Raw genomic sequence first — 26,686 nt, forward strand, 5'->3', positions numbered from 1 at the left:
CATGGAAACGCTGCTGGAAGTGCGCAACCTGAGTAAAACCTACCGCTATCGCACCGGCCTGTTCCGTCGTCAGCACGTTGAGGCGGTGAAAGGCGTCAGTTTTACCCTGCGTGAGAAACAGACGCTGGCGGTGATCGGTGAAAACGGTTCGGGTAAATCGACGCTGGCGAAAATGCTCAGCGGCATGGTCGAGCCGAGCGAAGGCGAAATGCTCATTGACGATCATCCCCTGGAGTACGGTGATTACGGCTACCGCAGCCAGCGCATTCGCATGATTTTTCAGGATCCTTCAACCTCGCTCAATCCGCGTCAGCGCATTAGCCAGATTCTCGATTTCCCGCTGCGCCTGAATACCGAGCTGGATGATGAAGCGCGTGAAAAACGCATTATTGCCACGCTGCGTCAGGTCGGTTTGCTGCGCGACCACGCCGGATACTATCCGCATATGCTGGCACCCGGCCAGAAGCAGCGTCTGGCGCTGGCGCGTGCGCTGATTCTGCAGCCGAAAGTGATCGTCGCCGATGAAGCCCTCGCCTCGCTGGATATGACCATGCGTTCGCAGTTGGTGAACCTGATGCTGGAACTGCAGGAGAAGCACGGCATCGCCTATATTTATGTCACGCAGCATCTCGGTATGATGAAGCACATCAGCGATCAGGTGCTGGTGATGCATCAAGGCGAAGTGGTTGAGCGCGGTGGCACCGCCGATGTCCTGGCCTCGCCGCTGCACGATCTCACCAAACGCCTGATCACCAGCCACTTTGGTGAAGCCTTAACCGCCGAAGCCTGGCGCCGTGAGCGTTAAGGCGCGGAAAACGCGGTGCGATTTACCGCATTTATACAGACGTGCTAGACTTCGCACGAGATTAACGTCGGTCGCCTACTTTTCAACCATCGCGACCGCCAACAACAATGACCAAAAGGATTACAGCTATGGGTTTTCTTTCCGGTAAGCGCATTCTGATTACTGGCGTTGCCAGTAAACTCTCAATCGCCTACGGTATTGCGCAGGCGATGCACAAACAGGGCGCAGAACTGGCTTTCACCTACCAGAACGACAAACTGAAAAGTCGTGTGGAAGAGTTTGCTAAAGATCTGGGTTCAGACATTGTTCTGCCATGCGATGTAGCTGAAGACGAGAGCATCACTGCGCTGTTCACCGAACTGGCAAAAACCTGGCCGAAATTTGACGGTTTCGTTCACTCCATCGGTTTCGCACCTGGCGATCAGCTGGATGGCGACTACGTAAATGCCGTTACCCGTGAAGGCTTCAAAATCGCTCACGACATCAGCGCGTACAGCTTTGTGGCGATGGCGAAAGAGTGCCGCGCGATGCTGAACCCGAATTCTGCCTTGCTGACCTTGTCTTACCTGGGTGCAGAGCGCGCCATCCCGAACTACAACGTGATGGGTCTGGCGAAAGCGTCTCTGGAAGCCAACGTGCGCTATATGGCGAACGCGATGGGTCCAGAAGGCACGCGTGTTAACGCCGTATCTGCTGGTCCAATCCGTACGCTGGCTGCATCAGGCATCAAAGATTTCCGTAAGATGCTGGCGCACTGCGAAGCGGTTACCCCGATTCGTCGTACCGTTACCATCGAAGACGTGGGTAACTCAGCTGCATTCCTGTGCTCTGATCTGGCGGGTGGTATCACCGGTGAAGTGGTACACGTTGATGGCGGCTTCAGCATTGCCGCAATGAACGAGCTGGAATTGAAATAAGATTTACGTAGGGTCGCCATTCATGGCGACCTCTTCTCCAAAAAAATCCCCCCTTATACTCGTAAGCTATTAATTATTCCCCATCATTCTTTTGCCGTGGACAGCCGTTCAGCGACGATAAGCTAGCCCTTTGTTGCATGCCTGCTTTTCAGATTCGCACGCTGTGCAGCAAGTCCGTTTTTAGCGCAAGGAATGACCATGGAACAACGCCGTTCTCCCGGCCATGACCACTGGTTTTATGAAAGCCAGACTCGCCCGAATAGTACCGCCACTGCGCCGCTGGTGCCCGAAGCCGCCTATATCGACGATCGTTTCTTACTCGGTTTGCAACAGGAAGCGACTGCGTTACAGCCGCTGCTGTCGCGTTTTCAGCCTGCTTTATTGGCCGCGCGCGATCTCAGCCAGATTCTGTTTCCCGATACGCTTGCCACCAGTTTGACCCACACCTTAACGCTGTACGATCGCCTCAGCACCGCGCTGACGGTGGCGCAGGTCGCCGGCGTGCAGCGCCTGTGCAATCACTACTCCGCCCGGCTCAATCCGTTGCCCGGCCCGGACTCGTCTCGCGAAAGTAATAATCGTCTGACGCAAATCACCCAATATGCGCGTCAACTGGCGATGCAGCCGGAACTGATCAACGCCCACAGCATCATCGCGCTGGACGCGGTGGGCTTAACCGAACCGGATATCGTCACACTGAATCAGCTGGTGGGATATGTCAGCTATCAGTCGCGCGTGGTGGCCGCGCTGCAGGCGATGATGGGCTTGCCGGTGCGCTGGATTCCGGGCGTTTCACCGCCGCCAGATGCCAGCGCAGCGCTGTTTGCCCGCAACGACAGCTGGCAGCACGCGCTGAAACCGGTTGAACTGCGCTACGCCAGCGCCGATCAGCTGGCGGCGGTGACTTTCTGTCAGGGCATTGACGGATTGGATGATGCCGTTTGGTTGCTGGTGCATGATGCGCAAGCGCTGTATGGCTTCGCCACGCTAAAACAGCGGCTGAGTGAACATTTTACCGAGGATGAAGCGCTGGCGCAGGCGGTCAGCGCGCGCGTGCTGGGTTGTCGACGTCAGTTTGATCGTGTTTCTGATGAATGGCGAGCCGCGCTGGTGCAGGATGTCGAAAGCGCTGGCAAAGCTTCGCCGGTAATTTTACTCAGCGCCCAGCTCACTCGCCTGCCCGACCGCTTCAGCGCTGCGCATCTGCAACCGCTGCTGAACGCGGGCTGGGGCAGCGAACGCATCTTCACCTTGTTACAAGCGGTAGCCTTTGCCAGCTGGCAGGATCGCGTGCTGATGGCGCTCGGCGAAACCCGTTAATCGGGCAGATGGCGCCGCGCTTCATCAAAGAAATGCTGAGCCAGCGGCGATGCTCTGCCCGGCTCGGCAATCACTAACGCCGCCTGCCTGCCCATCGGCGTAATTTCAATCGGCCGTCGCGCCAGATTCTGCATTAGCTCCGGCAACAGATGCCCGCATGGCGACACCATCACGCCGAGGCCAACCTGCGCACTTTGTAGCAGCTGCATGATCGACGCGCTCTCAACAATCACGCGCGGAATCAAGCCGGTTTCACGCAGTTGCCCATCAAGATAGCGACGAAAATAGCGCGTCGGTTCCGCCAGACACAGCGGCTGGCTGGCAAGCGTGGTGAGTGAGATGCTCTCTTGCTCCAGCAGCGCCGGGAAATGCGCCGGATTAAACAGCGCCTCAACGCCCGGATCTTTTAACAGCGCGGTTTGGAAATGCAGCTCGCGCAGCGACGTCAGTTCAAAGAAGCCGATACCGCCATCCACGGTGTGGCTGTTGAGCGCTTCCAGTAGCTGATCGGCGCTCATCGCGGCAACGCGATAATCGAGCTGCGGATAACGCGCTTCCACCGCTTTCAACAACGCAGGCAGCGCCACGCTGCATTGCGGCATGACGCCAAGCCGCAAGGTGCCGTTGACGCCATGCTTGAGCGACTCCACTTCCAGCTTCAATCCCTGATACACCGAGACAATTTCCCGCGCCCAGGTCAGCACGCGCTCGCCTTCCGGTGTGAAGCCATCGAAATTGTTACTGCGGTTGATCAGTGACAGCCCTAATTCGCGCTCAAGGTTCTTCAGGCGCATCGATAGCGTCGGCTGGCTGACAAAGCTGGCTTCTGCCGCACGGCCAAAGTGGCGCTCGCGTTCCAGATTACAAAGATAGATGAGTTGTTTGATGTCCATGGAAAGCAGAATTGGCTGGAAAACGGCAGTGTATCATGGCGGTTGCCGCTGCGCTGAGCCCACGCGCAGCGACCATTGAGTTACGCCACGCCTAAGGCACTTTTTACGTCGTTGGCGATCTTTTCGACCTGCGGGCCGTAAATCACCTGCACGTCGTGTTCGCTGACGCGATTGATGCCGTTCGCGCCGGTGGTGAGTAACGTTTGATCAACCACTTCATTCATCTGTTTAACCCGCACGCGCAGCCGGGTGAAACAGCAATCGACGTCCTCTATATTTGCTTCACCGCCCAGCCCGCTGATGATCACTTTGGTGCGCTCATCCGCCGCAACTTGTTCCGGTTTGTGCTCCTCATCAGATTCGCGCCCCGGCGTTTCTACTCGCATCCGCGTAATCACAAAGCGGAAGCCGTAGTAGTAAATCGGCACATAAATCACGCCGAGGACAATCGTCCACCACCAATGCGTTTTACTGCCGCCGAGAATGCCAAACACCACCAGATCGATCGCGCCGCCCTGCACGTTACCAATCATCAAATGCAGCATCGACATCAACATAAATGACAGGCCGGTTAACAGCGCATGCAGGATATACAGCACCGGCGAAACGAAGATGAAACAGAACTCCAGCGGCTCGGTGATGCCGGTGGTAAAGGAGGTCAGCGCACCGGCCAGCACCAGCGCTTTGACGCGCTGCTTATGTTCGGGGCGCGCGGTGTGGTAAATCGCCAGTGCGGCGGCCGGCAAGCCAAACATCATTACCGGTATTTTGCCCTGCGCGAGGAACTGCGTGGCGCCGCGCACCGTATCGTCCGGGATAGCGCCGGGATGCGTCAGCGAGGTGTTAAAGATGTTGAGCGCGCCGACGATGCTTTGTCCATCTACCGTTGCCATGCCGCCAATCGGTGTGAATCGCACGGTTTCGTTGAGAATGTGATGCAAACCGGTCGGAATCAGCAGACGTTCGCTGGTGCCTAGCAGGAAGGCGCCGTATTGCCCGCTTTTACCAATCATCAAACCCACCCACGCGATGCCTGCGCCGATGGTCGGCCAAATCAACGCCAGCAGCACGCCCACCAGCGGCAGCACCACCACGGTAACGATCGGCACAAAGCGGCGTCCGCCAAAGAAGCTGATCGCCGTCGGCAGTTGCTGGGTGTAAAAGCGGTTATGCAGCACCACGGTAATTAATCCGGCAATCACGCCGCCCAGCACGCTCATGTTGTAGGTAAAGATGCCGAGCATGTCGATGTATTCGGCGGACGTCATCATCGCAGCGGTTTGGTCCATTCCCGCTTTCTGTAGCGCTTCTGGCGTGGTGGTGGCGGCCGTCAATCCTTTCGAGGCCAGCGTGGAGCTGATACCGACGTTCATGGCGATATAGCCAATCACAGCGGCAAAGGCGGCGGTGGGTTTCTCCGCTTTCGCCAGCCCGATGGCGCTGGCCACCGCAAAGAACAGCGGCAGATTGGCAAACAGCGCGCCTGCCACTTTGCGAATAAACCCGATGATCAGTTGCGGCACCTGCAGATTGGCGAAGGCATCGCCGGTAATCGCCGGGTTTTGCATTGCGGCGGCCAGGCCAAGAAAGATCCCTGCGGCAGCGATCACCGAGATGGGCATCATTAAGGCCTTACCGAAGGCGTGAATTTGGCTTGCCAGATTCTTCATGCGCGTGCCCTTTTCAGAATGGAAAGAGCAATTATTAGCCAGTTATCTCAGCAGCACGTAACCGCCGCCCCTGAACAGCCGGGAAAGTTTGACTTAGGTCACGCTTTAAGCCCGATCCGCGATAAACGCCGCCTATCGCACCATTAAACCAATCAATTAGACAACTTTTAAGGACAGTCGCACACTTCCCGCTAACAGAAGACATATTCTGATAACAACTCATAAACAAATAAGCCTGCAACTATGAAATTTAAACGTAAGATTCAACCCTATCGCGCTGCTGCGGGCGGCTGGGGTTCATTGGAAGCCACCACCCGTTTCGTCCTTGATAGTAAAGCTGCCCTAAAAAACATGCGTAACCTGATGCGCATGAACAAAGCACGCGGTTTCGACTGCCCAGGTTGCGCCTGGGGCGATGACAACAAAAGCACCTTTAGCTTTTGTGAAAACGGGGCAAAAGCGGTGACGTGGGAAGCCACGCGTCGTGTGGTAGAGCCGGAATTTTTTGCTCAGCACAGCGTCAGCACTCTTTATCAGCAAAGCGATTACTTCCTTGAGTATCAGGGACGCTTGACCCATCCAATGCGCTACAACAGCGCCACCGACCACTACGAACCGATCAGCTGGGACGATGCGTTAGCCTTGATTGCTCGCCATCTGCAGGCGATGGACCATCCGAATCAGATGGAGCTTTACACCTCCGGCCGCGCCAGCAACGAAGCCTCGTGGCTTTATCAGCTGTTTGGCCGCGTGATGGGCACCAACAACTTCCCTGACTGCTCCAACATGTGCCATGAAGCCAGCGGCACCGGCCTGAAGCGCAGCATCGGCGTCGGTAAAGGCACTATTCGTTTGGACGATTTTGATCACGCCGACGCGATTTTCGTGCTGGGTCAGAATCCGGGCACCAACCATCCGCGCATGCTGCACAGCCTGCGTCACGCCGCCGATCACGGTGCGAAGATCGTCACCTTTAACACGCTGCGCGAACGCGGCCTCGAGCGCTTTGCCGATCCGCAAAAGCCGTTAGAAGTAGTGACGTCGATGGCCGGCACCATTAGTTCTGCCTATTACCAGCCTAATCTGGGCGGCGATATGGCGGCGGTGCGTGGCATGGTGAAAGCCCTGCTCGAGCTACAGCGAGCACGTTTGGCAGCCGGTGAAAAAGGCATTTTCGATCAGGCGTTTATTGATGCGAATACGCAAGGTGTCGAGGGCTATCTCGCTGCAGTGGATAACACCAGCTGGGATGATATCGTGCGCCAATCTGGCCTGAGTGAAACGCAGATTCGTGAAGCAGCGGCGATTTACCAAAGCTCTGAGCGGGTAATCATCACCTGGGCGATGGGCATCACGCAGCATAAACACTCGGTGGATACCGTCCGCGAGATCACCAACCTGCAGCTGCTGTTTGGTCAGTTGGGCAAGAAAGGCGCTGGCCTGTGTCCGGTGCGCGGCCACAGCAATGTGCAAGGCAACCGCACCATGGGCATTGATGAGAAACCGGGCAAGCCTTTCCTTGATGCACTCGGCGCGCACTTTGATTTCGAGCCACCGCGTGAGCACGGCCACAACACCGTTGAAGCGCTGAACGCGATGCTGCGTGACGAAGTGAAAGTGCTGATTGCGCTGGGCGGCAACCTTGCGGCGGCCGCACCGGATTCACCGGTCACCGAAGAAGCGTTGCAGCATTGCGGTTTAACCGTGCATATCAGCACCAAACTCAATCGCAGCCATTTGGTGCCGGGCCATGAAGGGCTGATTCTGCCAACGCTGGGACGTACCGAACGCGATCGCCAGGCCAGCGGTAATCAGTACATCACCGTTGAAGACTCGTTCAGCATGGTGCACGCCTCAGAAGGCGTCGGCATTCCATTGGCGGAAACGCAGCGCTCTGAAACCGCGATTGTGGCCGGCATCGCCCATGCGACGCTAGGCAGCGATAAAATCGACTGGCTGGCGATGGCAGGCAATTACGATCTGATTCGCGATCACATCGCTGCCACCATTCCTGGCTTTGCTGATTTCAATAACAAGTGCGACATTCCGGGTGGCTTCTACCTCGGTAGCGCTGCCGCCGAGCTGCGCTTCAATACGCCAAGCAAACGTGCCGAGTTCAGCGCTGCCGCCCTGCCGACTTCGCTGTTCCCGCAGTTAGGTGATGTCGCGGTGCCGTTCACGCTGCAAACCCTGCGTTCACACGATCAGTACAACACCACGATTTACGGCCTCGATGACCGTTATCGCGGCGTGTACGGTCAGCGCGAAGTGGTGTTTATCCATCCGGACGATATGGCGTCGCTGGGCTTTGCTGAAGGCCAGTTGGTGGATATCGAGACGCTGTGGAATGATGGCTTAACACGTCGCGTCAGCGGTTTCAAACTGGTGCCGTATAACATTCCGCGCGGTAACCTTGCGGCTTATTATCCGGAAACTAACCCGCTGGTACCGCTCTCCAGTTTTGGCGACGGCAGCGGCACACCGACCTCAAAATCGGTGCCGGTGAAGCTGGCATTAACCGCCGCCGTAGCCTCACAACGCATCGCCTGACCAAAGCGTTATCAGAAGGTAAAAAGCCGCGTAAAGCGGCTTTTTAGCCTGTTTTGGCCTTGCCGCGCGGACCCGATTCGCGTAAAACTGTCAGCCGCTCTTAGGCCACGAAACTATATAAATTATGTTCCAGGATAATCCGCTGCTCGCGCAGCTTAAAGAGAAGCTTCACGCGCAAACTCCGCGCGTCGAAGGTGTTGTTAAAGGAACGGAAAAAGGCTTTGGCTTCCTCGAAGTTGATGCCCAGAAAAGCTACTTCATTCCGCCACCGCAGATGAAGAAAGTGATGCACGGCGACCGTATTTCTGCCGTGATCCACACCGATAAAGACCGCGAGAGTGCCGAGCCGGAAACCCTGGTTGAGCCGTTCCTGACCCGCTTTGTCGGCCGCGTGCAGAAGAAAGACGATCGCCTGTCAATTGTGCCGGATCATCCGCTGCTGAAAGATGCGATTCAGTGCCGCGCCGAACGTGGCGTGACCCACGATTTCCAGACTGGCGATTGGGCGGTGGCAGAGATGCGTCGTCACCCGCTGAAAGGCGATCGCGGTTTCTATGCCGAGCTGACCGAATTCATTGTCACTGCAGACGATCACCTCGCGCCGTGGTGGGTAACCTTGTCGCGCCATAACCTTGAACGTCAGGCTCCGGACGTCGGTTTTGGTGAGATGCTCGACGAAAATCTGCAGCGTGAAGATCTGACCGCGCTTAACTTCGTCACCATCGACAGCGCCAGCACCCAGGATATGGATGATGCGCTGTACGTGGAAGAAGCCGCCGACGGCAATCTGATCCTGACCATCGCCATTGCCGATCCGACCGCTTACGTGGCGGAAGGCAGCGAGCTGGATAAGCTGGCGTCGAAACGCGCGTTCACCAACTATCTGCCGGGCTTTAACATCCCGATGCTGCCGCGCGAACTCTCTGACGACGTCTGTTCTCTGCGTCCGAACGAACGTCGTCCGGCGCTGGCGTGCCGCGTCACCGTGTTGAAAGATGGCTGCCTGGCTGATGACGTGCATTTCTTTGCCGCGTGGATCGAGTCGAAAGCCAAACTGGTTTATGACCAGGTTTCTGATTGGCTGGAAAACAGCGGCAGCTGGCAACCAGAGAACGACGCCATTGACCAGCAGATTCGCCTGCTGCACCAGGTTTGCCTGGCGCGCAGCGAGTGGCGTCAAACCCACGCGCTGGTGTTTAAAGATCGTCCGGACTATCGCTTTGTGTTGGGCGAGAAAGGCGAAGTGCTGGATATCATTTCCGAGCCACGCCGCATCGCTAACCGCATCGTTGAAGAGTCGATGATTCTGGCTAACGTCTGTGCCGCGAAAGTGCTGCAGGAGAAGCTGGGCTTCGGTATCTACAACCTGCACACCGGTTTCGATCTGGCCAACGCTGAGCAGGCCGCTGGCGTGCTGGCGGGTCATGGCATCACCGTGGATCCGCAGGCGATTACTACGCTGGAAGGCTTCCGCCAGCTGCGTCGTGAACTCGATGCGCAGCCAACCCAATATCTCGACAGCCGCATTCGTCGATTCCAGTCGTTTGCCGAAGTCGGCACCGAGCCGGGCCCGCACTTTGGTCTAGGCCTCGACGCATACGCGACCTGGACTTCTCCGATTCGCAAGTTTGGCGACATGATCAACCATCGCTTGCTGAAAGCAATTGTGCGCGGCGAAAGCACCGCCCGTCCGCAGGATGAGCTGACGACCATCATGAGCGAACGTCGTCGCCTGAACCGCATGGCTGAGCGCGATGTCGGTGACTGGCTGTACGCACGCTTCCTTGCGCCGTTTGCCGGCACCGATCGCAAGTTCAGCGCCGAGATCATCGATGTCTCTCGCGGCGGCATGCGCGTTCGTCTGCAGGAGAATGGCGCGGTGGCCTTCATTCCTGCGCCGTTCATCCACGCGGTGCGTGATGAGCTGGTGTGCTCGCAGGAAAGCGGCACCGTGCAGGTGAAAGGTGAAGTCGCTTACCGTGTAACGGACATCATCGACGTGACCATCGCCGAAGTGCGTATGGAAACCCGCAGCGTGGTCGCACGTCCGGCCGCCTGAGCATGAAAACTGGCGGGATAACAGCCGTTATCCCGCATTTCTCTCCGCCCGCATTAGCAAATGTTAAATTTGCATTCCGCTTCACATTTCTAACGCCTGTGCCTGTCGTTAACAATTCATTACATTACTTTTAACTTGTTGTATTCGATCGCTTCTTTTCCCGGTCCCTACAAGGAGTTAACTCATGAACAACGTCAAAACCAGTCTCATCTGGTTAGCGGTGGCGTTAATTGGCGCGGGCGCATTTGCCATGCTGGCCCTCAGCCGTGGCGAACACGTCAACGCGGTCTGGCTGGTGATTGCCTCCGTCGCCTGCTACAGCATTGCCTATCGCTTTTACAGCCTGTTTATCGCTAAGCGCATCTTCGAACTGGACGATCGTCGTCGCACGCCGGCGGAGCGCTTAAGTGATGGCCTTGATTATGTGCCCACCAATAAATGGGTGCTGTTTGGTCACCATTTTGCGGCGATTGCCGGTGCGGGCCCGCTGGTTGGCCCGATCCTCGCAGCGCAAATGGGCTTTCTGCCTGGCACCATCTGGATTCTGGTTGGCGTGATGTTCGCCGGAGCGGTGCAGGATTTCCTGATTCTGTTTATCTCTACGCGCCGTGATGGCCGCTCGCTCGGTGAGATGGCGCGCCAGGAACTCGGTTCATTCGCTGGCGTGGTGACCATGCTTGGCGCGCTGGGCGTGATGATCATCATCCTCTCCGCGCTGGCCTTGGTGGTGGTGAAGGCGCTGGCCAACAGTCCGTGGGGCTTGTTCACCATTGCCGCGACCATTCCGATTGCGCTGTTTATGGGCGTGTATATGCGTTTCCTGCGTCCCGGCAAAATTGCGGAAGTGTCGATCATTGGCTTCGTGCTGATGATGGCGGCGATTATCTACGGCGGTAACGTGGCGGCCGATCCCTATTGGGGCCCGCTGTTCACGCTGAAAGGCACGGAGCTGACGTGGGTGCTGGTGATTTACGGTTTTGTGGCCTCTTCGCTGCCGGTGTGGCTGCTGCTGGCGCCGCGCGATTATCTCTCTACCTTCCTGAAAATCGGCGTGATCATTGGTTTGGCCATCGGCATCGTGTTTGCCATGCCCGAGATGAAAATGCCTGCGGTGACCAAATTTATTGATGGCACCGGGCCGGTCTTCTCCGGCGCGCTGTTCCCGTTCCTGTTTATCACTATCGCCTGTGGCGCCATTTCCGGTTTCCATGCGCTGGTTTCGAGCGGTACCACACCAAAACTGGTGGAGCGCGAAAGCCATATCCGCTTTATCGGCTACGGCGCGATGCTGATGGAATCCTTCGTGGCGATCATGGCGCTGATTTGCGCCTCGGTGCTTGATCCGGGCGTCTACTTTGCCATGAACTCCCCCGCCGCGCTGATTGGCACTACGGTGGAAAGTGCTTCGCAGGTGATTAACGGCTGGGGCTTCGTGGTGACGCCAGAGATGCTGAGCGGCATTGCGCGTGACGTCGGCGAAAGCACCATTCTTTCCCGTGCCGGTGGCGCCCCCACCTTTGCGGTCGGCATGGCACATATCATCACCGAGGTGTTTAACAGCCGCGTCATGATGGCGTTCTGGTATCACTTTGCCATCTTGTTTGAAGCGCTGTTTATCCTCACCGCTGTGGATGCCGGTACCCGCGCCTGCCGCTTTATGGTGCAGGATTTGGTGGGCACCGTGGTGCCATCGATGGCGAATAACCGTTCATGGTTGGGCAACATGGCGGGAACCACCGTTGCGGTGGCGGGCTGGGGCTTCTTCGTTTATCAGGGCGTGGTCGATCCGCTCGGCGGCATCAATACGCTGTGGCCGCTGTTTGGTATCGGCAACCAGATGCTGGCGTCGATGGCGCTGATTCTCGGCACCGTGGTGCTGTTCAAAATGAAGAAGCAGCGTTATGCGTGGGTGACGATTGTGCCGACCGCCTGGCTGTTTATTACCTCGATGACCGCGGGCTGGCAGAAGATTTTCCACGAGAAACCTTCGATTGGTTTCCTCGCGCAGGCCAACAAGTTCCGTAAAGGCATTGATGACGGCATCGTCATCGCCCCGGCGAAAACCGTCGCCGACATGCAAACCATCGTCTTCAGCAATCAAATTAACGCGGCCCTGTGCGCCTTCTTCATGCTGGTGGCGGTGACCATGCTGGTTTCAGCCTTCTTTGTGATCCGTCGGGCGCTCAACAGCACCGTACCGACTACCCATGAATCCGAGATCTCACTGCGTAAAGAGGTGCGAAATGTCTGAGTCCATTTATCACTGGAGAAAACCCACCGGTGCGTGGCAGATTCAGCAGTGCTTACCAATCGCACCCGCTGCGGCTGGGCAAAATCTTACGCGCTGGCAGCGCATCTGGCAGGGATTACAGCAAAGTTTTCGTTTAATGGTCGGCGTTCATGACTATCAAACTTATCTGAAGCATATGCGCGAACATCATCCAACTATCGCCCCCATGGATGAACGCGCTTTTCACCGTCACTGCCTCGATGCCCGCTTTCCCAGCCAGGCCGGAAAACTGGGTAAGTGCCCTTGCTAACCAGGATCAGCCCCGCTTGTCGGGGCTTTTTCGTGCCATTCTTTAATAAAAACAAAAATATATTTGGATTGCATCTTGTGCTGGCGCAGGAGGTTGAATACTGTTGCTAAAATAATGAGATACCGCCCGCTGAGCATTCCCCCGGAGGAAGTTTCCATGACCGATGAACAAGGGCAAACATTGCTATACACCTTGTTTGGCACCACCAGCCCTCATTGGCGTTTAACTTCAGATAGTGATGCTCTGCATTTTGCCGAAGATGAGAACGCGAACACCAATATGGCGGTTCCGCTGACTCCCGCACAAGCCAGTTTATTACGTGCGATGACGGTCATTACCTCAAGTATTAACCTCACGCTGTCGCTGCACGGCGAACCCGTTCCGATGCATTTTGTCGGTCGTAAAGTCAATCAATCGACCTGGGCAGGCACCTCTTCAGCCTGGGGCGACACCTCGGCTGTCGCGCGTGATTTAACGCTGGGATTATCGTTCGCCGAGCAAGTGGTTTCTGAGGCGAACTCAGTGATCGTGATTCTCGATCAGCGCGGCAATATTCAGCGTTTCAATCGTTTGAGTGAAGAGTACACCGGGCTGAAAGAGCAGGAAGTGATTGGCCGCAACGTATTTCAGCTGTTTATGACCAAGCAGGAAGCGCAGGCATCACGCCGCAATATCGCCGGATTCTTCCGTGAAGGCAGTTCTTACGAAGTTGAACGCTGGATTAAAACCCGTAAAGGTCAGCGACTGTTTCTGTTTCGTAATAAGTTCGTTCACAGCGGTAGCGGAAAAAATGAAATTTTCCTCATCTGTTCCGGAACCGACATAACTGAAGAGCGCCGCGCTCAGGAACGCCTGCGCGTGCTGGCCAATACCGATACCGTGACCGGCTTGCCCAATCGCAACGCGATCCATCAGCAGATTAGTCTGGCACTGGAGCTGGCGAATGGCAGTCAAACCGGTGTGGTTTACCTCGATTTAGACAATTTTAAGAAGGTGAACGACGCTTACGGCCATATGTTTGGCGATCAGTTGCTGCAAGCGGTGTCGTTGGCCATCCTCAGTTGCCTTGGCAAAGACCAGACGCTGGCGCGCCTTGGCGGCGATGAGTTTGTGGTGCTGGCGGAACACACCAGCCAGGCGGCGCTGGAAGCGATGGCATCGCGCATTCTTGAGCGACTGCGCCAGCCGTTCCGCATTGGATTGATTGAAGTTTACAGCGGCTGCTCGATTGGCATCGCCCTCGCCCCGCTGCATGGCGAAGATCGTGAAAGCCTGATTCGGAACGCCGATACCGCGATGTATCACGCCAAAGAGAATGGTCGCGGCAAGTTCTGCGTGTTCGCCAACGAGATGAATCAGCGCGTGTTTGAGTATCTGTGGCTCGATACCAACCTGCGTAAAGCACTCGAACTTGATCATTTAGTGGTGCATTACCAACCGAAACTCAATGCCGAAGGCGATGTGCTGAGCGCCGAAGCGCTGGTGCGCTGGAATTCCCCGGAGCGCGGTTTGGTGCCGCCGGGCGACTTTATCTCGTATGCCGAAGAGTCCGGTTTGATTGTGCCTTTGGGCCGCTGGGTGATGCTGAATGTGTTACAGCAGATCATTAAGTGGCGTAGCGAAGGCATCTATCTGCGCGTCGCCGTTAACGTCTCGGCTAAACAGCTGATTGACCAGAGTATTTATACCGACCTGAAACATGCGCTGAACGAAGCCGGTTTGACCGACTGTCCGATTGATATCGAGCTGACGGAAAGCTGTTTGATTGAGAATGAAGCTGGCGCGCTAATGCTGATGAAGCAGTTTCAGGAACTGGGCGCGCAAGTGCATCTTGATGATTTTGGTACCGGTTACTCCTCACTTTCCCAGTTGGCGCGCGTCCCTATTGACGCCATTAAACTGGATCAGAGTTTTGTGCGTAATATCAATAAGCAACCTGTTGCGCAGTCGCTGGTCCGTGCGATTGTCGCCGTTGCCAAAGCCTTGAAGCTGCAGGTGATTGCCGAAGGCATTGAAACTAAAGCCGAAGAAAAGTTTGTTATGGCCAATGGTGTCGATGGACGTCAGGGTTATTATTATGCAAAACCAATGCCCGCAGAAGAGCTCGGGCATTGGCTGGCTAAGCATCCTGCCCGCGTCTAACGCTGGTTTGCGAGATTAGCCGGCTTTGCGCAAGGATGCGCTATGACGGTTCTGCAGTTGTACCAGTCGTTCCATGTAAGCAATGTCTTTCGGTTCCAGTGTGAAGGCATAATCAACCCAGTCCTCGGTGATATCCATCAGCTCGGCGCGTGATAATTGCAACACGCGCTGACGCGCTTTCAGCATCGCACGCACGCCGTTGAGCTTTGGACGCAACGTATCGATAAAGGTCCGTGTGGTGCGATAACCATCGCCCGGCTGGAAAACTTTGTCGACCAGACCACGTGTCTCATACCACTCCGCGCTGTGTGACTCGCCTTCCATAATCAGCTCTTCAGCCAGCTTCATGCCAGAGCGACGCGCCACTAGCGAGTAGCCGCCCATGCCAGGGAACAAGTTGAACGCGATCTCCGGGAAGCCCATGCGCGCGCTGTTCTGCGCCAGAATGAAGTGATGCGCCAGCGCCGCTTCAAAGCCGCCACCGAGCGCACTGCCCTCAATCATCGCCAGCGTGACCGCACCGGTATCGAAACCCCGCGCTGCGGAGTGGATGCAGTCAACACAGGCACGTGCATAAGCGCGCAGTGCTTCACGACGGTTATTGCGAATGCACTCCACGAAGAAACGCAGATCGCCTCCGGCGTTAAACATCTGTGGCACTAACGATCCCGTCACCCAGAAATCAATCGGCAGACCGGAACGCTGAGCGGAATAGCTCAGGTTCATGATCTCCTCAATTAATTCGTGGTTGAAACTCGGACGGGGTTGCGCACGCAGCATCATCCACATGGTACGTCGGCCCTCTTCATAGTAGGCGGCGAGCTGTGTGGTTTGTCCAACTTCGGTGAACAGTCTGCATGTCGGTTGGTTAATTACTGTCATTGTCTCATCCTCTGTTTATGTTTATGTAGTGCGTTAAACGCCACATCAGCGTAATCCAGAGTGAGGCCAGACCAAATGAGAGATTGATTTATAAAGCAAAATCCAGAGATATCCCCGACCAGCGGCCGGGGAAGCATTAGCGGGCTTACTTGATGGCTGCGCGTTGCCCCACGGCAACATGAGAACGCTTAACACGTCGTGAATAAACAGCCGTAATGATTGGCACAATGACGGAAGTGACAATGACAGAAGTGGCGACTAACGCCGTGGCAGCCGGTGCGACCGGTTTAAACTGTGGCAGCATCTCGGCAATCAATACCGGCGTTGCCACTGCAGCGCCAGCGGTGCTGGATGCCGCAATCCCCGCCGTACCATCGCCACCGCCAATTAGGCGATCGGCAATAATCAGCGGAATGCCGGTAACAATGATCACTGCGACGCCAAGCATGATTCCCAGCAGGCCAGTTTGCGCAATGACGGTCAAATCAATGGTGTTGCCCAATGCGAAAGCAAAGAACGGAATCAGCGTGTGTACTGCTTTGCCGAAGAACTCGCGCAGTTCGGGATCGAGATTACCGAGCGCGAATCCAACGATAAACGGCAGCACAGCGCCAACGAAGACATGTGGCTCGAATGAGGCGATGCCTGCGGTGCCGAGGATCACCATCGTCATCAGCGGCCCCGACTCCAGCGACATCAAGACAAACGCACCGGCTTCTTCTTTCGAACCGTATTGCTGCATGATGGAAGCATATAAGCCGCCGTTGGTCATATCCATCGCCGCCACTAACGCCAGCGTGGAGAGTCCGGCAAACATGCCCACTTCCACGCCGTTTTCCGGCATCACACGTGAAGCAATCGCCGCGACAACCCACGCCACTGCAATTTTGGTGAGCACCAGCGTGCCTGATTTACGCAGCACCGTGCCGGTGGCGCTGAGTTTGATGGATGCGCCCATGCAGAAGAACCACACCGCGAGAATCGGTACGGTACCGGTCATCAACCCATTAGTGAACGAACCAAAGTATTTACCTGCGCCCGGAGAGAACGTATGACATAACGCGCCCAAAAACAGCGGTATCAGCATCATGCCGCCAGGAATCTTATCGATTGCACGTTTGATATGCATAAGGGTGTCACCTTAACTGAGCCAGAGGGAGGTGTTTTTATGAATTGCCAGATGGCATGGCGAGCAAGATAACGATTGGCTGAAAGGAAAAAAGTGATCGCAAATGCATTTATGAAACGCTGTTTTATTTTTATTGATTGATGATTTTGTATTTATGATGCATATCGCCATACCAGATTATTTGAAGTAAATAGAAAGGCGCCTTTTGGCGTAATGCTGTTAGTTAAGAATTGCTTTAAGGATGGGTTACCGTGCGGGCTCTGACACATCTGCTGCGTCACGGGCCGTCCTCGCGCCGCTAAGGCGGTGCCTTCGGCTTCCACGTCGTGCCAACGGACCGTTCGGGGATCGCCCGTCCTGGCCGCCCCGAACTGCCTCACGCATCCATGCGTGAGGCTCCTGGCCCAACGTAAAAGCCTCAGCGCTGCGAATGGCCCTTTTGCCGCAGCAGACGCGCCAGCGCCTTTCGCAAATGTATCGTTTTCAGTAATATGCACTGGAGGTTCGGAGTAGGCATCGATGTTACTGAATCAACTTCAATTCTGCCCATACCACGCATTTTTACCGTGCTTACGCAGATAGTGCAGATCAAGCAAAGTTTGCGATATCGGTGGTAATTCAGTGCGCAGTTGCTCGGTATGCAGCGCCATATAGGCGACTTCTTCTAATACCACCGCACTGTGTACCGCAGCATGCGCGTCTTTGCCCCAGGCAAAGGGGCCGTGGGAATTGACCAGCACGGCGGGAATCGCTGTTGGCTCAATTGCGCGCTGCGCAAAAGTTTCAATGATTACCTGCCCGGTATTCCACTCGTATTCCTGCTCAATCTCTTCACGCTTCATCTGTCGCGTGCAGGGAATGGTGCCGTAGAAATCATCGGCGTGCGTGGTGCCCAACGCGATGATTTCGCGTCCAGCCTGTGCCCAAATGGTGGCGTGCCGCGAGTGCGTATGCACGATGCCGCCGATCTCTGGCCAGGCGAGATAGAGCGCGCGGTGCGTAGCGGTATCCGATGACGGGCGCATTTTACCTTCAATCACCTCACCGCTGGCGAGATCGACAACCACCATATCGTCGCGCTGCATCTGTTCGTACTTCACGCCCGACGGCTTAATCACCAATAAACCGCGATCGCGGTCCACCGCACTGACATTGCCCCAGGTGAAAGTGACCAGGTTGTAACGGGGTAAATCGAGATTGGCTTCCAGCACCTGCTGCTTTAACGCTTCCAGCATCTTTTTTCTCCTGCAAACTGTGATAGCTGAATTGTGCGGAGCAGTGAGGAAAAGCGTTATGGAAGGAATGGCTGTAAAAGCTGCGGAAAGTCGCTATGACGAGAAATCTGTGGCTTGAAGGGGTTTCGAACAACAAACAAGATGTGGATTGCAGACTTGTAGTTTAGGACCGTTTTACCCTGCCGAGTGCGCCGTAACATCTATACTTATAAAGTTACCTCGGTGATAACAATCAAGGAGAAGTTAATGACTACAACAATGAAACGTCTTACTGCTGCCGTATTGGCAACAACTTTAGTTGTCGCGCTGAGCGGCTGTTCAAACTGGTCCAAACGCGACCGAAATACCGCAATCGGTGCGGGTGCCGGTGCCATTGGTGGTTCAGTACTGACCAACGGTAGCGGACTTGGTACTGTTGGCGGCGCAGCTGTCGGCGGCATCATCGGCCACCAGATCAGCAAATAAAATATAATTATCAGGCTACGCAGCGCATCTACTTAACAACGGGCCACCTAATAAGTGGCCCGAACTGTTTCAACCGCCAGCCAGTTTGACTTTCATGCCTTTGGCTTCCAGCAGCGTTTTAATCAGATCGCGTTTGTCGCCCTGAATCTCAATCACGCCCTCTTTAACTGCCCCGCCACAACCACACTTTTTCTTAAGTTCAGCGGCCAGTTTTTCGAGTGCGCCATCATCCAGATCGATGCCGGTGACCAGACACACGCCCTTCCCTTTGCGTCCGCTGGTTTGGCGCTGGATACGCACGATACCATCGCCTTTCGGCCGCGGCGCTTTCTCTTCTTCATGGGTGATTCGGCCACTGTCGGTCGAATACACCAATCGATTGTCCTGAGCCATTAAGCCTCCTGTAAACTTTGCAGGATTTGCTGCAGTGTGGCGGCCGGATCGGCGGATTGGGTGATCGGACGCCCGATGACCATATAATCCACACCAGCGAGTTTAGCCTGCTGCGGCGTCATGATACGGCGCTGATCGCCCGCATCACTGCCAGCCGGACGAATACCTGGGGTAACCAGCGCGAAATCCTGACCAATTACCTGCTTAAAGTGCACGGCTTCCTGCGCCGAACAAACCACGCCGTGCAGGCCGCAATCGCGGGTCAAACGCGCCAGTCGTTCAGCCTGCTCAGCTGGAGATAAGGTAATGCCCAAACCTTTCAGATCGTCTTCATCCATGCTGGTCAACACGGTTACTGCAATCAGCAGCGGTGCATCTTTACCAAATGGCACCAGCGCTTCACGTGCCGCGTTCATCATGCGAGCGCCACCGCTGGCGTGCACGTTCACCATCCATACGCCGAGATCGGCCGCTGCCGCGACTGCATGTGCGGTGGTGTTTGGGATGTCATGGAACTTGAGATCGAGGAACACTTCAAAACCACGTTCCTGCAGCGTTTTCACCAGCGATGGACCAAACAGCGTGAACATCTCTTTGCCCACTTTCAGGCGACACTGGCTTGGATCGATGCGGTCTACAAACTGCAGCGCGCTGTTGAGATCATGATAGTCGAGTGCCACCAGAATAGGTGAAGTGGTTACAGGCATAACGTTTCCTCAGTAACAGGCACCCGCAGGCGCGATGGACAAACGGCAAGCATTCTACCTGCGCAGGCCGGTGCCGACAATCACGCTGCCGCCAGAACTTGCCTGTTTGACCGCTCGCTGCACGATGCTGAGGTAGTATCAGTATTAAACATTAAAGTATGTTGTAACTAATAAGCTTTAGATAGAATACAAATACGGCCTTTTATTGGCCGTCGAGTCCACGAATAGGTTTTACGGAAGACCAGGCGCGGCAAGATGGGCAATGCCAGTAAAGTGCATGTGCAGTGAAGCCGCATTTCTGGCAACGATATCGCGGCTTAGTGCGGATTTGCTCGCCGACCATATCGCGCAGCACCATCAAGCTCTCTTTCGCGCGTCCGTCTTCCGCTTCGTGTAAGTGGAAGTCCATTAAACGATGGAACACGCGCATGGTGGGATGGCGTTGTAGCTGGCGATTGATATACAGCTGCGCCGCTTCGGGGCCCTGCTGCTGCTCGAGAATATCGGAGAGATAAAGCTCTGCTGCGGCGCCGGTATTTTCATCGACACAGCGTTGTAAGAATTGCGCCCAGTTTTCAGGTTGGTTCAGGCGCTGATAGCAGGTTTCCAGCATCGGTAAGGTTTCACTTACCAGCTCTTTATCCTGCTCGAGTACGCGCTGCAGTCGGCTGGCGGCTTTCGCATACTCGCCCTGCTCCATCAAAATGCGGCCCATCATGATAGAGACGCGCGCACTTTGATGATCGGCTGACTCGCCCTTTTTCAACAAACTCATCGCCCGATCAAGATCGTCACTGCTTAATGCCTGCAACGCTAATTCACAGTAGAAATGGGCAATTTCGCCTTTCTGTTTGTCTTTGCCGAGCTTAACCAGCTTTTCCGCCACTTCGATGGCTTTTTGCCAGTCGCTGGTTGCCTGATGAATTAACAGCAATTGCTGGAGCGCACCGATGCGGAAATCGGTCTCTTCCACCAGTTGCCCAAACATATCTTCGGCACGATCGTACAATCCCGCCGCCATGTAATCACGGCCGAGTTGTTGGATCGCCAGTAAGCGCTGCTCGTAGCTGAGCGACGCGCTTTCCATCAAAGATTGGTGAATGCGAATGGCGCGATCAACTTCACCGCGCGAACGGAACAGGTTGCCGAGCGTCAGATGTGCTTCAACCGTGCCGCTGTCCTCTTTCAACATGTCGAGAAAGAGATCAACCGCTTTGTCCTGTTGATTGGAGAGCAGGAAATTAACCCCAGTCACATAATCACGCGACAGGCGGTTCGCTTCCTGTTGCTTATCCTGATGTGCACTGCGGCGGCCCATATACCAGCCATACGCCGCAGCAACAGGAAGAAGCAAAAACAGCAATTCAAGCATCGAAAATTAATCCCGACGGCTGGCAGTTGGTGATGTGGTCACTGCGGTTGATTGTTCATTCTGTGCCTGCATACGTTTAAGTTTGCGCTGTGCATTAGCCAGCGAAACCCGTAAGCGTAACCAGAACAGGCCACAAATTGCCCATCCCAGCAGGAATCCAGCGCCAAACAAGCTGGCGAGCAGTGTTGAAATGCGGAATTCGCCCTGCGCTAGCAGATAGTTAAAGGTGATGACTTGGTCGTTATGCGCTCCGAGCGTGACGGATATGATGAAAATGACCAATACCACGAGAAAAATAAGCAAATATTTCACAATGCGTCCTGTCGAGAGGTTATCCAATAGAAGTATGCCAAAAAACCGCCGTCGATGCTGCTTATCCCCACATCTGATAGCGCTTTTTTCTGCAAGCACAATCAATCATATGGGGACGAATAGCGTAATTACAATCCATCATCACGTTGCGCGATCTCACGATGCTCTTCTGGCGGGATGGTGAGCGGGCCGCAGAAACGCTGCGCAAGTAAAGTGGCAACGGTGACCAGCAACCAGGATATCAGCGTTGCCATCACTAAATCACGCGGCCAGTGCATGCCTAATACTAAACGGCTGCCCATCACCGCGGTCGCCCAAACAAATAATACGGCAACCGTGGCGAAATGGCGGCGCGGCCACAATAACCCGATCGCCAATAACGCCCAGCTGGCGGCAAACATGGTGTGCCCGGAAGGAAACGCATAACCGGTTTCAAACGCCCAGTGATTCTTCAGCCATTGCGGAAGCTGGGTATCGTTGGCCAGCAAAGTTGCGACCATTTCGCCACGCTGCTGACGATGCAGCTGATAAAACTCATCACCGTTAATGCCATGACTTTTTTCCAGCCAGATGACATACGGGCGCGGTTCCTGCACCTGCTCTTTGATGGTGGATTTAGTGTACTGACCGGCAAGAATTGCGCCGTTCATAATCAGGATAAGCAGAATCGCGGGTTTAAGCCGAAAGCGTAAACACCACAACACCCAGGCGCTGAGGATGATACTGGTGAGAATGCCCCACGGATTAGTGACGGTTTCCGTCATCCAAAACAGCACGCGAAGTAGATTGCCACTTTCCCCTGGTTGCCATTGCCAGTTGGATATCCATACGCCCAACGGCATGAGCAACAATAAAAACGCCCCTAAAGTGGTGCGCTGAATGATTTTTAACATTCGCTTCCTTTTAGATCCGCATTACTACGTGCGTTGTGCATAACTTTAGCTGAAAAAAGAATAACATACCCATTGCGACTTGGATAATTGTGCTTTATCACTACAATCACTCTGACCGATTAACGGCAGCCGTTCGGGTTGTGGCACAATAGTGTAAGTTTCATCGGGCCATATGGCCCTTGCGTTATCATGATGATAGCGCATCCTCTGAAGGTTCTGGAGAGTCACATGCAGCTTAAACGGGTAGCAGAAGCCAAACTGCCCACGCCATGGGGAGATTTCCTGATGGTTGGTTTTGAAGAACTGGCAACCGGACATGACCATGTCGCGCTGGTTTATGGTGATATTAGCGATCACAATCCGGTGCTGGCGCGCGTCCATTCTGAGTGTTTAACCGGCGATGCCCTGTTCAGCTTGCGCTGCGACTGCGGTTTCCAGCTGGAAGCCGCGTTGACGGCGATTGCGGAAGAAGGTCGTGGCATCTTGATGTATCACCGTCAGGAAGGACGGAACATCGGTTTGCTGAATAAAATTCGTGCTTATGCGTTGCAGGATAAAGGTTACGACACTGTCGAAGCCAACCATCAGCTCGGTTTCGCCGCTGATGAGCGTGACTTCACGTTGTGTGCGGATATGTTCAAACTGCTGGGCGTCAATGAAGTGCGCTTGCTAACGAACAATCCGCGCAAAGTTGAGATCCTGACCGAAGCCGGAATTAATATCGTTGAACGCGTGCCATTGGTTGTCGGGCGTAACCCGAAAAACGCGCACTATCTCAATACTAAAGCCGAGAAAATGGGTCATTTGCTACCGAAGTCTTAAGCAGATTTTAAAGCAGATAAAAAAAGCCGGGAATTCCCGGCTTTTTCTTTTAGTTCAGCATATTGCGGATCACGTAATGCAAAATGCCGTCGTTCTGGTAGTAGGTTAGTTCGTTACCCGTATCGATACGGCAGCGCGTTTCCAGCGTCTCTTTGCTGCCATCAGCGCGCGTCAGCGTCACGTTTACAGTGCCACCCGGTTTCAGCTGCGACAGGTTCGCCACATCAATAAACTCTTCACCTGTGAGCTGCAGCGTTCTACGCGTCACGCCAGCCGGAAACTCAAGCGGTAGAATCCCCATACCAATCAGGTTTGAGCGGTGAATACGCTCGAAGGATTCGGAAATAACCACGCGCACGCCTTGTAAGCGCGGCCCTTTTGCTGCCCAGTCACGACTGGAGCCGGAACCGTACTCTTTACCGGCAATCACCGCTAACGGCACGCCTTCCTGCTGATATTTCATTGCCGCGTCGTAAATCGCCAGCTGCTCGTTAGTGGGGAAGTGTTTGGTATAACCGCCCTCCACACCCGGCACCATTTCGTTACGAATACGGATATTAGCGAAAGTGCCGCGCATCATCACTTCGTGGTTACCACGACGCGAACCGTAAGAGTTGAAATCGGTGCGCTCGACGCCATGCGACAGCAAATAGCGTCCGGCTGGACTTTCCGCTTTGATGCTACCCGCCGGAGAAATGTGGTCGGTGGTGACGGAATCACCCAGCATCGCCAGAATGCGCGCGCCTTTGATGTCCTGCACCGGCTTCGGAGTTTTCTCCATGTCATCGAAGAATGGCGACAGGCGAATATAGGTGGAATCGCCATCCCAATCATAGGTTGCCGCTTCGCTGACTTTGATCTGCTGCCACTCCGGCGTGCCGTCAAATACCTCGGCATACTCTTTGTGGAACATATCGCTGGTCACTTTCTGCACCGCTTCCGCTATCTCTTCCGGCGACGGCCAGATATCCTTGAGAAAGACATCATTGCCCTGTCGATCCTGACCGATCGGATCAGATTGCAGATTGATCTTCATGTTACCCGCTAAAGCATAAGCCACCACCAACGGCGGCGAAGCCAGCCAGTTGGTTTTAATCAGCGGATGAATGCGGCCCTCAAAGTTACGGTTACCCGAAAGCACGGCAGCAACCGTGAGATCGCCCTCTTTAATCGCGCTTTCTATCGCATCAGGTAACGGACCGGAGTTGCCGATACAAGTAGTACAACCGTAACCGACCAAATTGAACCCTAATTCGTCCAGATAAGGCGTGAGTTGGGCCACAGCGAGATAGTCAGAAACCACTTTAGAACCTGGCGCCAGCGAGGCTTTAACCCACGGCTTGCGCATCAGACCGCGCTCAACGGCTTTCTTCGCCAGCAAACCGGCGGCCATTAGCACGCTAGGATTCGAGGTGTTAGTACAAGAGGTAATCGCCGAGATCACTACCGCACCGTCATCCAGCTGATAGCTTTCTCCGGTTTCACTATCGCGATAGCTGACCGTTTTATGCGGCTTTTGCGCCTGATTGACTTCCAGTTCATTACTGGCATCAAAGGCTGTAGGAACATCGCCCAGCGATACGCGATCCTGCGGGCGTTTTGGTCCGGCAAGGCTGGATTCAACATCACCCATGTCCAGCGCTAAAGAGCTGGTGAACACCGGTTCATCGCCCGCATTGCGCCACATACCTTGTTGCTTAGCATAGGCCTCAACCAGTTCAACCTGCTCCGCATCGCGGCCGGTGAGCGTCATGTAGCTTAAGGTCACGTCATCAACCGGGAAGAAGCCGCAGGTCGCACCATATTCCGGTGCCATGTTGGCGATGGTTGCACGATCGGCCAGCGGCAAGTCCGCTAATCCATCACCGTAAAACTCAACGAATTTACCTACAACGCCGTGTTTACGCAGCATCTGCGTGACGGTTAGCACTAAATCCGTTGCGGTAATACCGGGACGCAGTTTACCGGTGAGTTTGAAACCGACTACGTCAGGAATCAGCATCGAAACCGGCTGGCCAAGCATCGCCGCTTCAGCCTCAATTCCGCCTACGCCCCAACCCAATACGCCGAGCGCATTGATCATGGTGGTGTGCGAATCGGTGCCCACCAGCGTATCGGGATAAGCAATCTCTTGCCCATTCAGCGTCTCATGCCAGACAGATTTACCGAGATATTCCAGATTGACCTGATGACAAATCCCGGTGCCCGGCGGCACGACGCGGAATCGATTGAAGGCCTTTTGCCCCCAGCGCAGGAAGACGTAGCGCTCATGGTTGCGCTCCATTTCCAGATGCACATTTTCACCAAAGGCTTTGTCATCACCGAAATGGTCCACGGTGACAGAGTGGTCGATGACCAGATCTACCGGGGATAAGGGATTGACTTTGGCGACATCGCCGCCGAGGCGTTTCACCGCTTCGCGCATGGCGGCTAAATCCACCACCGCCGGCACGCCGGTAAAATCTTGCATTAATACACGCGCTGGACGATAAGCAATCTCACGATCGGCGTGAGCATCTTTTTGCCAGGCGACCAACGCTTCAATATCTTCCAGCGTGACAGAATCACCATCCTGCCAGCGCAATAGGTTTTCCAGCAGGACTTTCATCGACTTGGGCAAACGATCAATATTGCCCAATTGCTGAGCTGCTTTGGGCAAGCTGTAGTAATGATATTTTTTTGCCCGAACATCCAGCGTGTCCTGACTCTGCTCGCGTAACGTTAACGACATAGCGCCTCCATGTAAGTGAATCTCTTTTTAAACCTCAGTGACTGCAAGGTTTAACTTAAAGATAGACCACATTACCGTTAACGTTTTGATAACAACACGAATTGACACATAAAAGCACAATGAAAAATGCCCCGACGTTTGTCAGGGCATTTATATAATTCAGTTTAATTTGAGTTAGAGCTTAAATCATCGCCCAAAAGGCGGCAGCCCAAAAAGCCAGGGAAAAGGTATATACGCTCACCCAGGATAATGTCGTTGTATTGATGTTCATAATTCACTCCCTCCCGGATTCCGGGCAAAAAAAAGTCCACCGTCTTCAGCGTTGTACTGATGACACCGTTTTTTTAATGCTGAGTGTTAAAGGACGGGCTTTTAACTTGCCCACCGGATAATCCGGCAAAAAGAGGGACTAAATGTCTAAATATGGAACAGAACGCACGCCGCGTTATTTGGACTTCATATCCATGAAGGATTCAATAAAGTTGCGCTGATTCTCACTGAGTTCCCACGAAACAGGAATGGTCACTTGTGGTTCAGTGGATACAACGTCTTTCACTTTGCACGCAGGCGTTTGCGGCTGACGCGCAGAAACCGGATGCTTACGACTGAGTGTATTTGCCCACATGGCTTAACCCCACATACGCCAAATCATTAACGCCACCACTACCCAGAACAGTGCTGAAGCAGCGAAGACAGTCATCCAAGCTTTGCGACGGGTGTTGCCAGTACGCTCAACTTTGGTGCTTTTAGTCCGGAAGCCCGGCTGTACAGTTATTCTCGTATTCATAGTTTTTGATAATCACTCTCAATAAAACGATTGATGACAACGATTAAGATTTAGGACGAATC

General features: G+C 54.6%; 23 protein-coding genes. 10 read left to right on the forward strand and 13 right to left on the reverse strand.

The window, feature by feature from the left end; all coding sequences use genetic code 11:
• Position 1: 1 nt before the first annotated feature.
• From sapF to VIJ98_RS10230, 3 genes are all read left to right on the forward strand, one after another.
• Complete coding sequence (gene sapF / locus VIJ98_RS10220) at positions 2-805, forward strand: putrescine export ABC transporter ATP-binding protein SapF (RefSeq protein WP_008106485.1); 804 nt, start codon at positions 2-4, stop codon at positions 803-805.
• 128 nt (positions 806-933) lie between these two features.
• On the forward strand, positions 934-1,722 hold the full coding sequence (gene fabI, locus VIJ98_RS10225) for an enoyl-ACP reductase FabI (RefSeq protein ID WP_007892455.1): 789 nt from the start codon (positions 934-936) through the stop codon (positions 1,720-1,722).
• Positions 1,723-1,920: 198 nt separating this feature from the next.
• A complete protein-coding gene (locus VIJ98_RS10230) occupies positions 1,921-3,042 on the forward strand; it encodes an oxidoreductase (RefSeq protein WP_323273807.1) in 1,122 nt (373 codons plus the stop codon).
• Here the strand turns inward: VIJ98_RS10230 and VIJ98_RS10235 are convergent.
• Both VIJ98_RS10235 and VIJ98_RS10240 read right to left on the reverse strand, forming a co-directional pair.
• Positions 3,039-3,935 (reverse strand): LysR family transcriptional regulator, encoded by an 897-nt coding sequence (locus VIJ98_RS10235; protein ID WP_323273809.1) that lies wholly within the window; start codon positions 3,933-3,935, stop codon positions 3,039-3,041. The two genes, VIJ98_RS10230 and VIJ98_RS10235, sit on opposite strands and share 4 nt — an antisense overlap.
• Positions 3,936-4,015: 80 nt before the next feature.
• On the reverse strand, positions 4,016-5,605 hold the full coding sequence (locus tag VIJ98_RS10240; RefSeq protein ID WP_154156286.1) for a PTS transporter subunit EIIC: 1,590 nt from the start codon (positions 5,603-5,605) through the stop codon (positions 4,016-4,018).
• Positions 5,606-5,848: 243 nt separating this feature from the next.
• Between VIJ98_RS10240 and VIJ98_RS10245 the strand changes: the two genes are divergently transcribed.
• From VIJ98_RS10245 to pdeR, 5 genes are all read left to right on the forward strand, one after another.
• On the forward strand, positions 5,849-8,155 hold the full coding sequence (locus tag VIJ98_RS10245) for an FdhF/YdeP family oxidoreductase (RefSeq protein WP_323273811.1): 2,307 nt from the start codon (positions 5,849-5,851) through the stop codon (positions 8,153-8,155).
• A 124-nt stretch (positions 8,156-8,279) separates the two neighbouring features.
• Positions 8,280-10,214 (forward strand): exoribonuclease II, encoded by a 1,935-nt coding sequence (locus VIJ98_RS10250; protein WP_323273813.1) that lies wholly within the window; start codon positions 8,280-8,282, stop codon positions 10,212-10,214.
• A 184-nt stretch (positions 10,215-10,398) separates the two neighbouring features.
• Positions 10,399-12,465: a carbon starvation CstA family protein gene (locus VIJ98_RS10255; protein ID WP_323273815.1), complete on the forward strand. Its 2,067-nt coding sequence runs from the start codon at positions 10,399-10,401 to the stop codon at positions 12,463-12,465.
• Positions 12,458-12,754 (forward strand): YbdD/YjiX family protein, encoded by a 297-nt coding sequence (locus VIJ98_RS10260; protein ID WP_154156294.1) that lies wholly within the window; start codon positions 12,458-12,460, stop codon positions 12,752-12,754. The genes VIJ98_RS10255 and VIJ98_RS10260 overlap by 8 nt, the downstream gene beginning before the upstream one ends.
• Positions 12,755-12,910: 156 nt before the next feature.
• Complete coding sequence (gene pdeR / locus VIJ98_RS10265) at positions 12,911-14,896, forward strand: cyclic di-GMP phosphodiesterase (RefSeq protein WP_008106502.1); 1,986 nt, start codon at positions 12,911-12,913, stop codon at positions 14,894-14,896.
• Between the two features lie 15 nt (positions 14,897-14,911).
• On the opposite strand, the gene VIJ98_RS10270 is transcribed toward pdeR, so the two are convergent.
• The 3 genes from VIJ98_RS10270 to araD form a co-directional block, all read right to left on the reverse strand.
• Complete coding sequence (locus VIJ98_RS10270) at positions 14,912-15,778, reverse strand: crotonase/enoyl-CoA hydratase family protein (RefSeq protein ID WP_007892438.1); 867 nt, start codon at positions 15,776-15,778, stop codon at positions 14,912-14,914.
• Positions 15,779-15,923: 145 nt separating this feature from the next.
• Positions 15,924-16,907 (reverse strand): 2-keto-3-deoxygluconate transporter, encoded by a 984-nt coding sequence (gene kdgT / locus VIJ98_RS10275; protein ID WP_007892437.1) that lies wholly within the window; start codon positions 16,905-16,907, stop codon positions 15,924-15,926.
• A 536-nt stretch (positions 16,908-17,443) separates the two neighbouring features.
• Positions 17,444-18,142: an L-ribulose-5-phosphate 4-epimerase gene (araD, locus tag VIJ98_RS10280; protein WP_323273821.1), complete on the reverse strand. Its 699-nt coding sequence runs from the start codon at positions 18,140-18,142 to the stop codon at positions 17,444-17,446.
• A 246-nt stretch (positions 18,143-18,388) separates the two neighbouring features.
• On the opposite strand from araD, the gene osmB reads away from it, so the two are divergent.
• On the forward strand, positions 18,389-18,607 hold the full coding sequence (osmB, locus tag VIJ98_RS10285) for an osmotically-inducible lipoprotein OsmB (protein ID WP_008106509.1): 219 nt from the start codon (positions 18,389-18,391) through the stop codon (positions 18,605-18,607).
• Between the two features lie 69 nt (positions 18,608-18,676).
• Here the strand turns inward: osmB and yciH are convergent, their stop codons facing one another.
• The 5 genes from yciH to pgpB all read right to left on the reverse strand — a co-directional run bounded on the left by yciH (position 18,677) and on the right by pgpB (position 22,284).
• Positions 18,677-19,000 (reverse strand): stress response translation initiation inhibitor YciH, encoded by a 324-nt coding sequence (gene yciH / locus VIJ98_RS10290; protein ID WP_008106511.1) that lies wholly within the window; start codon positions 18,998-19,000, stop codon positions 18,677-18,679.
• Positions 19,000-19,707: an orotidine-5'-phosphate decarboxylase gene (pyrF, locus tag VIJ98_RS10295; RefSeq protein WP_008106514.1), complete on the reverse strand. Its 708-nt coding sequence runs from the start codon at positions 19,705-19,707 to the stop codon at positions 19,000-19,002. Before pyrF ends, yciH begins: the two co-directional genes overlap by 1 nt.
• A gap of 202 nt (positions 19,708-19,909) precedes the next feature.
• Positions 19,910-21,079, reverse strand: a complete 1,170-nt coding sequence (gene lapB / locus VIJ98_RS10300) for a lipopolysaccharide assembly protein LapB (protein WP_008106516.1) — start codon at positions 21,077-21,079, stop codon at positions 19,910-19,912.
• Between the two features lie 6 nt (positions 21,080-21,085).
• A complete protein-coding gene (locus VIJ98_RS10305) occupies positions 21,086-21,391 on the reverse strand; it encodes a LapA family protein (protein ID WP_008106517.1) in 306 nt (101 codons plus the stop codon).
• A 128-nt stretch (positions 21,392-21,519) separates the two neighbouring features.
• Entirely contained in the window at positions 21,520-22,284 is a 765-nt protein-coding gene (pgpB, locus tag VIJ98_RS10310; protein WP_008106519.1) for a phosphatidylglycerophosphatase B, read from the reverse strand.
• 228 nt (positions 22,285-22,512) lie between these two features.
• Here pgpB and ribA point away from each other — a divergent pair, with 228 nt between their 5' ends.
• Positions 22,513-23,106 (forward strand): GTP cyclohydrolase II, encoded by a 594-nt coding sequence (ribA, locus tag VIJ98_RS10315; RefSeq protein ID WP_323273825.1) that lies wholly within the window; start codon positions 22,513-22,515, stop codon positions 23,104-23,106.
• 49 nt (positions 23,107-23,155) lie between these two features.
• Here ribA and acnA read toward each other — a convergent pair whose 3' ends face one another.
• The 3 genes from acnA to VIJ98_RS10330 form a co-directional block, all read right to left on the reverse strand.
• Complete coding sequence (acnA, locus tag VIJ98_RS10320; RefSeq protein WP_323273827.1) at positions 23,156-25,837, reverse strand: aconitate hydratase AcnA; 2,682 nt, start codon at positions 25,835-25,837, stop codon at positions 23,156-23,158.
• A gap of 445 nt (positions 25,838-26,282) precedes the next feature.
• A complete protein-coding gene (locus tag VIJ98_RS10325) occupies positions 26,283-26,462 on the reverse strand; it encodes a hypothetical protein (protein WP_036648922.1) in 180 nt (59 codons plus the stop codon).
• 3 nt (positions 26,463-26,465) lie between these two features.
• Positions 26,466-26,624: a YmiA family putative membrane protein gene (locus VIJ98_RS10330; RefSeq protein ID WP_071531660.1), complete on the reverse strand. Its 159-nt coding sequence runs from the start codon at positions 26,622-26,624 to the stop codon at positions 26,466-26,468.
• Between the last annotated feature and the right edge of the window lie 62 nt (positions 26,625-26,686).

It is taken from the genome of Pantoea sp. S18 (assembly GCF_045689705.1).
Classification (GTDB): domain Bacteria; phylum Pseudomonadota; class Gammaproteobacteria; order Enterobacterales; family Enterobacteriaceae; genus Pantoea; species Pantoea symbiotica.